The 12,878-nt window shown below is 74.6% G+C and carries 11 protein-coding genes and 2 pseudogenes; 4 read left to right on the forward strand and 9 right to left on the reverse strand.

Going from position 1 to position 12,878, the window contains the following annotated elements; translation table 11 throughout:
• Positions 1 to 63 precede the first annotated feature (63 nt).
• The gene (locus ACOQFB_RS02035) at positions 64 to 969 is read left to right on the forward strand and encodes an HD domain-containing phosphohydrolase (protein ID WP_421610735.1); all 906 of its coding nucleotides are present in this window, start codon (positions 64 to 66) and stop codon (positions 967 to 969) included.
• A gap of 256 nt (positions 970 to 1,225) precedes the next feature.
• On the opposite strand, the gene ACOQFB_RS02040 is transcribed toward ACOQFB_RS02035, so the two are convergent.
• The 4 genes and pseudogenes from ACOQFB_RS02040 to ACOQFB_RS02055 form a co-directional block, all read right to left on the reverse strand.
• Positions 1,226 to 1,561 (reverse strand): DUF971 domain-containing protein, encoded by a 336-nt coding sequence (locus ACOQFB_RS02040; RefSeq protein ID WP_059438334.1) that lies wholly within the window; start codon positions 1,559 to 1,561, stop codon positions 1,226 to 1,228.
• A gap of 35 nt (positions 1,562 to 1,596) precedes the next feature.
• The gene (locus tag ACOQFB_RS02045) at positions 1,597 to 1,956 is read right to left on the reverse strand and encodes an NRDE family protein (RefSeq protein WP_494492434.1); all 360 of its coding nucleotides are present in this window, start codon (positions 1,954 to 1,956) and stop codon (positions 1,597 to 1,599) included.
• A 50-nt stretch (positions 1,957 to 2,006) separates the two neighbouring features.
• A pseudogene (locus ACOQFB_RS02050) lies at positions 2,007 to 2,345 on the reverse strand (NRDE family protein); the annotation flags it as partial.
• Between the two features lie 105 nt (positions 2,346 to 2,450).
• Positions 2,451 to 4,240, reverse strand: a pseudogene (locus ACOQFB_RS02055) (phosphoenolpyruvate carboxykinase (GTP)).
• A gap of 243 nt (positions 4,241 to 4,483) precedes the next feature.
• On the opposite strand from ACOQFB_RS02055, the gene treZ reads away from it, so the two are divergent.
• On the forward strand, positions 4,484 to 6,148 hold the full coding sequence (treZ, locus tag ACOQFB_RS02060) for a malto-oligosyltrehalose trehalohydrolase (RefSeq protein WP_421610737.1): 1,665 nt from the start codon (positions 4,484 to 4,486) through the stop codon (positions 6,146 to 6,148).
• A 148-nt stretch (positions 6,149 to 6,296) separates the two neighbouring features.
• On the opposite strand, the gene ACOQFB_RS02065 is transcribed toward treZ, so the two are convergent.
• Together ACOQFB_RS02065 and ACOQFB_RS02070 are read right to left on the reverse strand one after the other, a co-directional pair.
• Positions 6,297 to 6,551 (reverse strand): hypothetical protein, encoded by a 255-nt coding sequence (locus ACOQFB_RS02065; RefSeq protein ID WP_059438338.1) that lies wholly within the window; start codon positions 6,549 to 6,551, stop codon positions 6,297 to 6,299.
• A 402-nt stretch (positions 6,552 to 6,953) separates the two neighbouring features.
• A complete protein-coding gene (locus ACOQFB_RS02070; protein ID WP_421610738.1) occupies positions 6,954 to 8,564 on the reverse strand; it encodes a 30S ribosomal protein S1 in 1,611 nt (536 codons plus the stop codon).
• A 47-nt stretch (positions 8,565 to 8,611) separates the two neighbouring features.
• Here ACOQFB_RS02070 and ACOQFB_RS02075 point away from each other — a divergent pair, with 47 nt between their 5' ends.
• Together ACOQFB_RS02075 and ACOQFB_RS02080 are read left to right on the forward strand one after the other, a co-directional pair.
• Complete coding sequence (locus tag ACOQFB_RS02075; protein WP_421610739.1) at positions 8,612 to 8,959, forward strand: hypothetical protein; 348 nt, start codon at positions 8,612 to 8,614, stop codon at positions 8,957 to 8,959.
• Positions 8,960 to 9,350: 391 nt separating this feature from the next.
• The gene (locus ACOQFB_RS02080) at positions 9,351 to 10,568 is read left to right on the forward strand and encodes a M23 family metallopeptidase (protein ID WP_421610740.1); all 1,218 of its coding nucleotides are present in this window, start codon (positions 9,351 to 9,353) and stop codon (positions 10,566 to 10,568) included.
• Positions 10,569 to 10,713: 145 nt separating this feature from the next.
• Here the strand turns inward: ACOQFB_RS02080 and ACOQFB_RS02085 are convergent, their stop codons facing one another.
• From ACOQFB_RS02085 to ACOQFB_RS02095, 3 genes are all read right to left on the reverse strand, one after another.
• Positions 10,714 to 11,433 (reverse strand): citrate (Si)-synthase, encoded by a 720-nt coding sequence (locus ACOQFB_RS02085; protein WP_494492435.1) that lies wholly within the window; start codon positions 11,431 to 11,433, stop codon positions 10,714 to 10,716.
• Complete coding sequence (locus ACOQFB_RS02090; RefSeq protein ID WP_494492436.1) at positions 11,391 to 12,044, reverse strand: citrate/2-methylcitrate synthase; 654 nt, start codon at positions 12,042 to 12,044, stop codon at positions 11,391 to 11,393. The genes ACOQFB_RS02085 and ACOQFB_RS02090 overlap by 43 nt, the downstream gene beginning before the upstream one ends.
• Before the next feature lie 364 nt (positions 12,045 to 12,408).
• Positions 12,409 to 12,843, reverse strand: a complete 435-nt coding sequence (locus ACOQFB_RS02095; RefSeq protein WP_421610741.1) for a hypothetical protein — start codon at positions 12,841 to 12,843, stop codon at positions 12,409 to 12,411.
• Positions 12,844 to 12,878 lie beyond the last annotated feature (35 nt).

The raw sequence follows: 12,878 nt of genomic DNA on the forward strand, positions 1-12,878 counted from the left end.
GCCGCCGTTCTCGATGGGGCGGTGGCTCCCGCGACGCGGCGCGGCCCTGCTAGCCTCGTCGCGGTGTTCGACCGGCTCACGCTCGCCGAGGACCTGCTCGACTGCTGGGGCCGGGCGATCGCGCGCCGCGGCCTGGTGGTGTCGCCCGAGTCCATCGGGGAGGCGGCCCAGCGCGCGAGGCCGGCGCCGCGCCGCGCGCTCGCGGACACGCCGCTCGGCGGCGACGTCGCGGAGGTCCTGGACGACCCCACCTACCGGGCGCTGTTCGCGCGCGCGGGGGCGCGCGACGCGGTGGCGCGCGCCGTCGGCGCGGCCGGCCTGACCGCGGCGCTGGTCGAGGAGCTGCTGGCGCTCCGCGAGGAGCGGCCGGCGCTCCACCTCCACGCGTTCACCACCGCGGCGGTGGCGGTCCGCATGCTGCTCACCGCGGTGGGCGGCTCGCGGGCGCTGCCGGACCTCGCCGCGGCGGCGCTGCTGCACGACCTCGGCATGCGGCACGTGCCGGTGGCGGTGGTGGAGCGCGCCGACCGGCTGGAGATCCGCGAGGCGCACCGGATCGCCGCCCACCCGCTGCTCGGCGCCTACCAGCTCGCCTTCGAGCTGGGCCCGCACCCGGCGGTCGCCGCGGCCCGCTGCCACCACTGGCGCTGCGGGCAGGGCTACCCGGGCATGGGCGCCGCCCCCTCGCGCGCGGTGGAGGTCGTGTCGGTGGCGAGCGCGTTCGCGGCGCTGACGCGGCCGCGCGCCTACCGCTCGGCGGCCTACGACGCGCGCGGCGCGGCCGACGTGATCGTGGCGGAGGTGCTGGCCGGGCACGCCGACGCGAACACCGCCAAGCTGCTGGTGCACGCCCTGCGCGGCGGCCGCGGCGACCCGCGCGCCGTCCGCTTCGGCGGCGCGCGCGACGGGCACGCGCCCGAGGTGAACCGCCACGCGCCTGTTGCGGCCCCTGGGCGAAGCCCGCTGTAAGCGCTCACCCCGAGCGTAGGACCGCGGAGCGGTCCGGAGTCGAGGGGCTGGACGTAGTCCGCTGTAAGCGCTCACCCCGAGCGTAGGACCGCGGAGCGGTCCGGAGTCGAGGGGCTGGGCGAAGCCCGCTGTAAGCGCTCACCCCGAGCGTAGGACCGCGGAGCGGTCCGGAGTCGAGGGGCTGGACGCAGCCCGCTGTAGGCCGCTCACCCCGAGCGTAGGACCGCGCAGCGGTCCGGAGTCGAGGGGCAGGCCGCTACGTCAGCCCGCACGCCTGGCGCAGCGTGGGCCAGGCGTAGAGGCCGGTGTTGTGGCCGTCGGACCACTGGATCTGGATCGCGTACGCGCCCACCGGGTTGATCTCCAGCGGGTGGATGTCCGCCGGGATGGTGGAGGAGTCGAGGAGCTTCTTGCCGGTGCCCTCCTCCACGCAGGAGGCGCACGGGCAGAAGTCGCGCAGCGCCCACGAGGTGATGGTCGTCTCGCGCCCGCCCGGCCACACGATGCGGATGGCGTTGTCGGGCTGGACGTCGATCGACTCGGGCGGCTCGGCGGTCTGCTTCTGGAAGGTGATCCGGTCGAGGAGTCCCATGGCGGTTCCTTGGATGGCGCCCGGCGGGCGCGGTGTCAAGCGGTGCGCGCCAGCGCGGCGACGAGGTCGGCCCGGTCCTGGTGCGGCCCGAGGCAGGGGCGGGCGTCGGTCGCGTACAGCTCCGAGCGGTCCAGCTCCGGCGCGAGGCGCAGCAGCGCCGACGAGCGGGTGCCGTAGTCCGGGTCCATGTGGATGCAGGTGGCGAGCGCGGTGCCGGTCCCGGGCACGGCCGCGTGCCGGGTGAGCACCTCGCGCAGGCGGGGGACCGAGGGCTCGAGCGGCCAGTGCGCGCGCACCAGGTCGGCGCGCGGACCCCGCCCTTGCGCCGAGGTCTCGGTGACGACGTGCAGGCCGGGGCCGAGCGGCTCGAGCCGGAGGTCTCGCCGTCGTACCACCACAGGAACGCGGCGCGCGCGTCGGCCACCACGAGGTGGAACGGGTTCCACTGCGCCGCGTCGGCGCGCTCGACGGCCGCGCGCGCCGCCTCCGCGTCGGGCGCGGCGAGCGCGAGCGGCACGAGGTCGCCGCGCGAGCGGCGCTCCGGGTCGGGGTACCACTGCACCGGCGCGTGGTAGTTGGTCACGCCGGCGAAGACCCCCCGCGCCGAGAGGCCGATCCAGGTGCCGCCGGCGAGGAGGTCGCGCGGCGCCGCGTAGCGGATCCCGGTCGCGCCGTCGCGCAGGCCCCAGCCCTCCGACGGGCGCCCGTTCCGCTCGTCGCGGTTGGCGGCCACGATCACCGGCCAGCGGCGATCGGCCTGGAGGGCGACGGCGAGGGTGCACATGCCGGGAACGCTTAACACGGGGCCGGCGGCCCCGCTCGCCCGGCGCAAAGGGAAGGGGCCCGACCGTCGCCGGCCGGGCCCCCGGGGACGCCTCGCGCGGGCGCGCTACTTCACCTTGCGGGCGGCGCGGACGCGCTCGAGCAGCAGCTCGCGCTGGAGCGCCAGCGGGCCGGGCAGCGTCTTGCCGAGCTTCTCGAACCACTCGGCCTGCGACTCCAGCTCCTGCTCCCACTCGCCGAGGTCGATCTTGGTCGCGGCGGCGATGGCGTCCCTGGACACGTCGAGGCCGTGCAGGTCGAGGCCGGCGTCACCCGGCGTGTAGCCGAGCAGCGTCTCCTTGGCGGGCGCGCGGCCGGCGGCGCGGTCGAGCATCCACTTCAGCACGCGCATGTTGTCGCCGTAGCCCGGCCACAGGAACTTGCCCTCGGCGCTCTTCCGGAACCAGTTCACCAGGAAGATCTTGGGCGGGTTCGGGATGCGCGACTGCATGTCGAGCCAGTGCTGCAGGTAGCTCCCGCAGTCGTAGCCGATGAACGGCAGCATGGCCATCGGGTCGCGGCGGACCACGCCGACCTGGCCGGTGGCGGCGGCGGTGGTCTCCGACCCCATGGTCGAGCCCAGGTACACGCCGTGCGTCCAGTTGAACGCCTCGAGCACCAGCGGGACGGTGGTGGAGCGGCGGCCGCCGAAGATGATGGCGGAGATGGGCACGCCCTTCGGATCGTCCACCAGCGGCGAGATGGCCGGGTTGTTCTTCGCCGGCGCGGTGAAGCGGCTGTTCGGGTGGGCCGCCTTCTCGGTGGAGCCCTTCTTCCAGGGCTGGCCCTTCCAGTCGATCAGCTCGGCCGGCGCCTCGTGGTCCATCCCCTCCCACCAGATGTCGCCGTCCGGCGTGCGGGCGACGTTGGTGAAGATGGTGTCCTTGCGGACCGAGTCCATCGCGTTGGGGTTGGTCTTGCGGTTCGTGCCCGGGGCCACGCCGAAGTAGCCGTTCTCCGGGTTCACCGCCCAGAGCCGGCCGTCCTCGCCCACGCGCATCCAGGAGATGTCGTCGCCGACCGTCCGGATCTTCCAGCCCGGGAACGCGCGGGCGGGATCATCATGGCGAAGTTGGTCTTGCCGCAGGCCGACGGGAACGCGGCGGCGACGTACTGCTTCTCGCCGGTCGGGCTCTCCGCCTCGAGGATCAGCATGTGCTCGGCGAGCCAGCCCTCGTTCTTCGCGAGGTAGCTGGCGATGCGGAGCGCGAGGCACTTCTTGCCGAGCAGCGCGTTGCCGCCGTAGCCGGAGCCCACCGACCAGATGGTGTTGTCCTGCGGGAAGTGGCAGATGAAGCGGCGCTCGGGGTTGCAGTCGGCGACCGAGTGCAGGCCGCGGTTGAACTCGTCCGAGTCGCCGAGGCGGTCGAGCGCCACCTTCCCCATGCGCGCCATGATCCCCATGTTCAGGGCCACGTACACGGAGTCGGTGATCTCGATGCCGACCTTCGCGAACGGGGAGGTGCTCGGGCCCATCACGTAGGGCACCACGTACATGGTGCGGCCCTTCATCGACCCGTCGAAGATGGCGCCGAGCTTCCGGTACGCCTCCTTCGGCTCCATCCAGTTGTTGGTGGGGCCGGCCTCCTCCTTCGTCGGCGTGCAGATGAAGGTGAGGTGCTCGACGCGGGCGACGTCGCTCGGGTTCGAGTGGTGGTAGTGGCAGCCGGGCCACTTCTGCTGGTCGAGCGGGATGAGGACCTTGGCGGCGACGGCGTCGTCGGTGAGCCGCTTCTTCTCGGCCTCGGAGCCGTCGCACCAGTAGACGCGATCGGGCTTGCAGAGCTTCGCCATCTCGTCGACCCAGCCGAGCAGGTGCGGGTTCGAGGTGGGACGAGCGGCAGGAGAGGTGGACATCAGGAATTCCTTTTTACGGTTATTCGGAAAAAGGGCCTGGGGACGCGCGACTGCGGCGCGGAGAACGGGGACGCCAAGCTAGCGCACGAGAGGTCGGAGAGTCGAGCCCCGAATTCGCGGTCCGACCTGCAAGCTGGCGCCGGCGTGCACCGCGCGCAAACGTGCGCCGCCGCGCCCCGCGATCGGGCGACACGACCCCGCGGCGAGCCCGCGCCGCACGCGCGGAGGCGCTACGTTCCTCGCATGCCGCTCGCGACGCACGGCACCGAGATCACGACCGGAGGCGTCCGGTTCCGCACCTGGGCGCCGCGCGTGGAGCGCCTGGCGGTGCGGATCGACGGCGCGGACCACCCGCTCTCGCCCGCGCCGGGCGGATGGTGGACCGGCGAGGTCCGCGGCGCGGGCCACGGCACGCGCTACCAGCTCGTGCTGCCGGGCGGGCGAGCGCTCCCCGATCCCGCCTCGCGCGCGCAGCCCGAGGGCGTTCACGGTCCGTCCGAGGTGTTCGACCCGGCGCGGCACCGGTGGCGGCGCGCGTTCGCCGGGCTGCCGCTCGAGGCGCTGGTCTTCTACGAGCTCCACGTCGGCGCCTTCACCGAGGCCGGCACGCTGGACGCCGCGGCCGAGGCCCTGCCCGGCCTGGCGGAGCTGGGCGTCACCTGCGTCGAGCTCATGCCGGTGCAGCCGTTCGCCGGCGCGCGCAACTGGGGCTACGACGGCGTGCAGAGCTGGGCGGTGCACGCCGCGTACGGCGGGCCGGCGGCGCTGCAGCGCTTCGTGGACCGCGCGCACGCGCTCGGCCTCGCGGTGTGCCTCGACGTCGTCTACAACCACCTCGGCCCGGAGGGGAACTACCTCCCGCAGCTCGCGCCGTACCTCACCGACCGTCACCGCACGCCCTGGGGCGACGGCCTCGATCTCGACGGCCCGGCCGCCGGGCCGGTGCGCGCCTACTTCCTCGGCGCCGCGCTGCAGTGGGTGCGCGACTTCCGGGTGGACGCGCTCCGCCTCGACGCCACGCACGCCATCCGCGACGGCGGACCGCGTCACCTGGTGGCCGAGCTGTGCGACGAGGTCTCGGCGCTGGCGCGCCGCGAGGGGCGCCGGATCCACGTGATCGCGGAGAACGACGACAACGACCGGCGGGTCCTCGACCCGCCGCCCGCCGGCTGGGGCTGCTCCGCCGTCTGGGCGGACGACCTGCACCACGCCATCCACGCGCTCGTGACCGGCGAGCGGGAGCGCTACCTCGCCGACTTCGGCGCGCCGGAGCAGGTGGCCCGCGCGCTGTCGGAGGGCTTCGTCTTCCAGGGCGAGCCCTCCGCGTACCGGGGCCGGCCGCACGGCACGCGCGTGGCGGGGCTCGCGCCGTCGCGCTTCGTCGCGTGCGCGCAGAACCACGACCAGATCGGGAACCGCCCGCACGGCGAGCGGCTGGCCGCCCTGCTGCCCTGGCCGGCGCTCGAGCCCATCGCGGCGCTCGTGCTGCTCGGCTCGGCGCTCCCGCTCCTGTTCATGGGCGAGGAGTACGGCGAGACGCGGCCGTTCCAGTACTTCACCAGCCACGGCGACGCGGGCCTGGCGCGCGCGGTGTCGGAGGGGCGCCGCGCCGAGCACATCGCGCGCGGACACGGAGAGCCGCCGGACCCGCAGGACGAGCGCACGTTCCTGGGATCGAGGCTCTCGCACCGGCGCGACGGCCGGCACGCCGCGCTCCGCGAGCACCACCGGCGGCTGCTCGAGGTGCGCCGCCGCCACCGCGACGTCATCGCGGCCCGCTGGCCGGAGGTGGCGCGCGAGGGCGCGGCCTTCACGCTCCGGCGGCCCGGCCTCACCGTGCGCGCGAACCTCTCGGATCGCGACGAGGCCGGGCTCGGCCCGTGGGGCTGGAGCGTCGACGAGGGGTGACGCCCGACGCGCCTGGCGAGGGCGCCCCGAGCGCGCGCGCAGGCGGCCCGGGGCGCGCTCTGGCGGCGCGCGGGTCGAGCCGCGCGTCGGTGCGGGGCCCGCCCCCCCAGCGGTCGCGAGGGGCCGGCCCGCACCGGACGCGCGCGCCTCAGGCGAGCGCGCGCCGATCCTGACGGAAGTGGCGGATGACCAGCGCGAGCGCGACCACGATGGTCGCGAACGGGACGGTCACGGTGAGGGCCAGCAGCGCCACCCAGCCGACCGCGCTCATGACCGCGACCACCGCCGCGGTGACGAGCGCGCCGAGGAGCACGCGCCGGGCCTCCCCCATCACGCGGGTCATCACCCGTGCGGGGGACTGGGACTGAGACGAGTACGACAGTGCACCGTACTGTGTGGCCATCGCGTCGCTCCTTCGCCGCGTTGCCGGCGCGGTCGCGGGTCGCTCAGGGGTCCGGGCGACCACAGGCCATCAGATACGGGGTCTCGGCGGCTCCTGCGATGGGCCAAAAGGACGCTGACCTAATGGTTTCAATGGGTTACGATCCGGGTCGCTTGACGCAGATCAGGGCGCGCCGGAACGAGACCCGGAGTTACCGGAGGCGCTCCGGGAAAGTGGACCGCGTGACTCAATATTGACCGCAGGAGCAAGTCACACGCGATCGAGTGAGCCGGCGGCAGCGCGTCCCTGATGGGCTGACCCGCCGGCGCCCGCACGGACCGTGCGTCCGCGGCGGGCGCGGCCGCGGCCGATCACCGTGCGTGAACGCACGCGCGGTGATCGGCGACCGCGGCGGACGACGCGCTACTTCTTCTCGAGCTTCTGCCGGAGCAGGTCGCCGAGCGTGCCGAAGCCCTTGCCCTGCGCGCGCGGCGCCTTCGCCATGTACTCGCGCGCCTCGGCGCGCTCCGCGGCGTGCTCGGCCTCGGTCTTCGAGAGCCGGATGCGGCCCTGCTCGTCGATCGCCGAGACGAGCGCCTGCAGCGTGTCGCCGACCTTGAAGCTCCGGCGCAGGTCGGCGCCGCGCGGCGTGCCGGTCTCGCTGGCCGGCACCAGCCCGCGGCCGCCGGCGAAGCGCACGAACACGCCGAAGCTCTCCACCTTGTCCACGGTGGCCTGCACCACGTCGCCGACGCGCGGCGGCGGCGGCGGGGCGGGGCGGGCGGGCCGCTCGGCGCCCTCCGCGCCCGGCGCCGGCGCGGCCGGCTCGGGGCGCGGCGCGAGCGCCTTCACCGACAGCCCGATGCGCTCGCCCTTCTTCGGATCCTCGTCGATCCGGAGCACCTGCACCTGCACGGCGTCGCCGGCCGCGAGCAGGTCCTGCGGCTTCGACACCCGGTCCCACGCCAGCTCGGAGACGTGCACCAGGCCCTCGACGCCGCCGATGTCCACGAACGCGCCGTAGTCCTGCACGCTCGTCACGACGCCGTCGAACACCGCGCCCGGCGCGAGCCGCGCGCGCGTCTCGGCCGCCTTCCGGGCGCGCTCCTCCTCGAGCAGCGCGCGGCGCGACAGCACCGCGTCGCGCGCGTCGGCGCGGGTGACCCTGAACAGGAGCTTCTGCCCCACGAACGCGGACGCGTCGCCCACGAAGCGCACGTCGATCTGCGAGATCGGGCAGAACGCGCGGACGCCGTGGACCTCGACCTCCAGCCCGCCCTTGTTCACCGCCTTGACCACGCCCTCCACCGGCAGGCCGGTGTGGGCCGCCTCGATCACCGCCTCGCGCGCGTGATCGCGGGTGGCGCGGCCGTGGCCCTTCGAGACCACCGCGCCGCGGTCGGTGGCCTTCACCACCACCGCGTCGATGATGTCGCCGACGCGGGCCGCCACGTTGCCGGCCTCGTCCTTCAGCTCGACCGTCTCGATCATCGCCTCGGCGACGCCGGAGCCGAGCTCGAGGAACGCGACGTCCTCGCCGATCTGGATGATCTTGCCGGCGACCTTCTCGCCGACCTGGAAGCGGCGCCGCGGCCCGGCCTCCGAGCCCGCGAGCATGTCCGCGAAGGAGCCCTCGTCCGGCGCCTCCATCTCCGGCGCCGGCGGCGGCTCGCCGGCCGGGAGGCGCGACGGCTCGGCCGCGGCGGCCGGGGCCGCCTCGCCGCGCTCGCGCCGCTCCGCGCGCGGGCGCCGCTCGCCGCGCGGACCGCCGCCGCCCGGCCTCGGGCCGCGGGGGCCGCCGCGCTGCTGCGGGCCGGCGCCGCCGGGGGCGCCGGGGGCGCGCGGGCCGCGGTCCTCCGCGACGCGCTGCCAGAGCGGGCGGCGGTCCTGCGCCGCCGGCGCGGGCTGCGAGGTCGCGGGCGCGAGCCGCTCCTCCTCGGGCGCCTCGATCTTCGCGCCGGGGGGCGGGGGCTTCACGTGGCCCTTGCGGATCACCACCGGGCCCGGGGACTCGGGCTTCTTCTGGTCCGACATGGCGGCGTCTCATAGCACAGGCGCCGGGTCTCGCGTAAAAGGGGCGCATGGAGCGCCGCGCCGTGATCTTCCTGTCGCACGCCGACGCCGGCGCGCTCCGCCTGGCCGGCTCCGCCGCCCTGGCCGCCGCCGCGCTGGGCGACCGGGTGGACGTCTACCTGTTCGGTCCGGCGGTCCCGGCGGTGGTGGCCGCGCACGACGCCGACCCGGAGGAGCCGGGCGCGGCGCTGCAGCAGGCGCGGACCGTGGGCGAGTGCCGCCTCATCGCGTGCAGCGCCAGCGTGGTCGAGCAGAAGGTCTCGCTCGCCGACGCGGAGCGGACGCTCGACGCGGTGGTGGGCTGGCCGACGATCCTGGAGTGGAGCGCCGGGGTGGTGGATCGTTTCTTCTTTTGAACGGGGCTGCGCCCCGCCCCGCCGAGCACAGCTCGTCGGGGCCCCACCCTGCTGCGCGGGGCCCGTGACCTCGCGCGCCCGCCTGCGCGGGCTCGCGCGAGGTCGATGTTGTGACGGGGCTGCGCCCCGCCCCGCCGAGCACAGCTCGTCGGGGCCCCACCCTGCTGCGCGGGGCCCGTGACCTCGCGCGCCCGCCTGCGCGGGCTCGCGCGAGGTCCCCGCGGGCTCGCTGCGCTCGCAGGGCACCCCGGTCGAACTGCCGATCGCTCGCTCCGACGGGGGATGCGCGCGGCAGGCCCGCGAGGGAGCGCGCGGGGCGTCCCTTGGGCGGAAGATCGCGGGCCGGTCGCCCGTTTATCATCCGCCCTCCCGCACACCCGGAGCCCCTCACATGGTCAGCCTCTCCATCGATCCGCCTCCCCACAGGCCGGGGCACACGCCCCGGCCCGGAGCGCGCCGAGCCGGCCTCGGCCTCGCGCTCGGGGTCGCGCTCGTCGCCGGCATCGTGCTCGGCCGCCTGACGGCGCCCGGCGGCCGGTTCGCGATCGGCGGATCGTCTCCGGGCGACGCCGCGCCCGCCGCGCAGGCGCCCGCGCCGTCCGCGCCCGCCGGCGCCGCGCAGCAGGCCGCCGCCGCGCCGGCCGCGGCGGCTCCGGACGCCGGCGCCACCGCCGCCGCCCCTGCGCCCGCGCCTGCCGCGGCGCCGGCCCCCGCGCCCGCCGCGCCCGCCGGGCCGCGCCGGGTGGTGGCGACGCTCTCCGGCGCGCTCGAGGAGTCGATCCAGCGCGCGCTCCCGCCCGAGGACCGGGACCTGGGCGAGCAGCTCACGCAGGTGGTGAACCGGCTCCTCGTCTGGGACCTCCGCGTCGCGCGCGACGGTCGCAAGGGCGACCGGATCGAGATCCTGTACTCGCCGCCGGCGCCGGCCGCCCAGGGGCTGCCCGCGTCCGGCGAGCCGGTGGTCGAGGCGGTGCGGTTCGCCTCGCAGAAGCTCGGGCGCGTGTTCGCCGCCTACCGCTTCCAGCCCGAGGGCGCGCGCTGGGCGCGCTACTACCGCCCGGACGGCACCGAGCTCGAGGAGCTACTCGTGGACGCGCCCATCCACGAGTACGACCAGGTCACCTCGCTGCTGCGCGACGGCCGCCGCCACAAGGGCGTGGACTTCCGCACGCCCACCGGCACGCCGGTGTTCGCCACGTTCGACGGCGTGATCGAGCGGCGGAACTGGAACTTCGCCGGGAACGGCAACTGCCTCGACATCCGCGACCCCGCCTCCGGGCGGCACGCCATCTTCCTGCACCTCGAGGTGCTGCCCAAGGACATGGTCCCGGGCCGGCGGGTGAAGAAGGGCGAGCAGATCGCGCTGTCCGGGAACACCGGTCACTCGACCGCGCCGCACCTGCACTACCAGCTCGAGGCGCCGGACGGCCGCGTGCTGGATCCGTTCGAGATCCACAAGATCCGCCACGCCGCGCTGGACCCGGCCCGCAAGCCGGCGTTCGACGCGCGCCGCACCGCGCTCGACGCCGCCCTCGGCGGCGCCGTCGCCGCGACGCAGGCGCCGGCGGCCGTCCCCGCCACGCCCGCGGCGCTCCCCGCGGCGCGCTGATCCCGGCGCGCGCGCCGGCGCCCCCGCGAGGCGGGGCGCGCCGGCGGCCGCGCGGGCGGAGACCTCGAGGGCCCCGGGCCCAGGAAACGAGAAGGCCGCCCTCGCGGGCGGCCTTCGTGCGTTCAGGCTGCTGCGGAGCGCGGGCCTAGATCTTCCGGCCGCCCTCGTGCGCCCACTTCTCCAGCATCTCGGTGGTGACCGACTTCGGCCGCTCGATGGCGTAGCCGAGGCCGCGGTCCCACACGAGGTTGGCGAGCACGCCCAGCGCGCGGCCGACGCCGAAGAGGACGGTGTAGAAGTCCCACTCGCGGACGCCGTAGTACCACTGGATCACGCCCGAGTGCGCGTCCACGTTCGGCCACGGGTTCTTGGTCTTGCCGTGCTCGGTGAGGACGCCCGGCGCCACCTCGTAGATCATGTTCACGAGCTGGAAGAGCGGGTCGTTCGGCAGGTGCTTCTTCGCGAACTCGTTCTGCGCCGTGTAGCGCGGGTCGGTCTTGCGGAGCACCGCGTGGCCGTAGCCCGGGATCACCTGGCCCGAGTTCAGCGTGTCCCAGAGGAACTGCTTCAGCTGCTCCTTCGAGGGCACCTGGTTGTTCAGCTTCTTCATCGTCTGCTGGATCCAGCCGAGCACCTCCTGGTTCGCGAGGCCGTGCAGCGGGCCGGCGAGGCCGTTGATGCCGGCCGAGTAGGAGTAGTACGCGTCGGACAGCGCCGACGCGACCAGGTGCGCGGTGTGGGCCGAGACGTTCCCCGACTCGTGATCCGAGTGGAGGATGAAGTACATGCGGGCCACGTCGTCGTACGGCTTCACCTGCCCGATCATCTTGGCGAAGTTGCCGCCGAGGTCGAGGTTCGGATCCACGGGATGTGCGTGTCACCCTTGTACTTCATCCGGTAGATGTACGCGGCGAGCACCGGGAGGCGCGCGACCAGCGTCATCGCGTCCTCGTACATCGGGTCCCACATGTCCGTCTTCTTGAGGTTGCCCTCGCCGTAGCGCTTCGCGAACACCGACTCGCGCTGCATCGAGACGATGCCGGCCGAGAACATTGCCATCGGGTGCGAGTCGCGCGGCATGGCGCGGAGCACGTCGATGACGTACTGCGGGAGCGGCTCGCGCTTCTTGAACTCCGCGAAGACCTCCTGCGCCTGCTCCTTGGTCGGGATCTCGCCCGTGAGCAGGAAGTAGAAGAAGCTCTCGACGGTCGGCATCTCGCAGCCCGCGACCACGTGCGCCTTCAGCGCCTCGAAGGTCTCCGGGATCGTCTTGCCGCGGAAGCGGATGCCCTCCTGCGGGTCGAGGTACGAGATGTCGGTGACGAGGCAGCGGACGTCGCGGGCGCCGCCGATCGCCTGGCCGATGTTGACCTTGTCGATCACCACCTCGCCGAACTCCTTGTTCAGCTTCTGGGTCCGCGGGCGGAACGCCTCGATCTTCTGCTTCAGCACCTGCTTCAGCGTGGACTCAGCCATGGTCACTCCGGCCAACTGTCTGAAGGTTTGAGTTGCTTGGAAGTTCGTAACGCGAGGGCCCGAATCCTACTCGCGGGCCCGGGGATGGCGCAAACGGGAAAGGGCCCGTAAGTCGTGGAGCACAAAGGTCTATTTACGTTTTGAAAGGCGCCGGGCGAGCGCCCGGACCGGTCCACTTCAGCCCGCGCGATTGGTCAATGGCGCCGATGTGCGTGGGCAGCGCCCGGCAAATCCTCGGCTTTCGCTCGCAGGCGAACGCGCCGTCCGCCCCGGCTCCGGAGGGCGTGCCGGCGGGCGGGCGCTCGCCGGAGCGCGCAGCGCCGCGACCAAATGCCGCTCGGCGCCGCGCGCGACCGCGGCGTCCCTAGCCGCGGCCCGCCGCCAGGGCGGCGGCGACCTCGGCGGCCACCGCGCCCGAGGCGCGCTTGCGCTCCGGCTCGCCCGGCGCGGCCACCCCGTTCGCGGCCCGGGGGGCCTCCACCGCGGGGGACTCCACGGTTTCTGCAGCCCCCTTGCGCGGCTTCTCGGCGGTCCCGGACCGGCACGTCCGGCACCACGGCTGGTTGCGGATGGCGCCGTCCGCCATGCGCCGCAGGCCGAACTGCGAGAGCGGCCGCATCTTGTGGCACTTCAGGCACATGAGGGTGATGAACACCTCGTTCCCGTCGGCGTCGTAGACCGAGGAGCGGCGCCGCCTCGGCTTCGCGGCGTCGCCGGGCTCCTTCTGCCGGCCGGGAGCCCGCGGCTTGTCGAGCTCGCCCTTCACGATCGCGGGTGCCACCATGACCTTCACGGCCATTCTCGGAACCTCCACCTAGCGGACCCCGTCCCCGG

Origin of the sequence: Anaeromyxobacter sp. Red801, assembly GCF_049201065.2 — a bacterium.
Lineage (GTDB): Bacteria > Myxococcota > Myxococcia > Myxococcales > Anaeromyxobacteraceae > Anaeromyxobacter.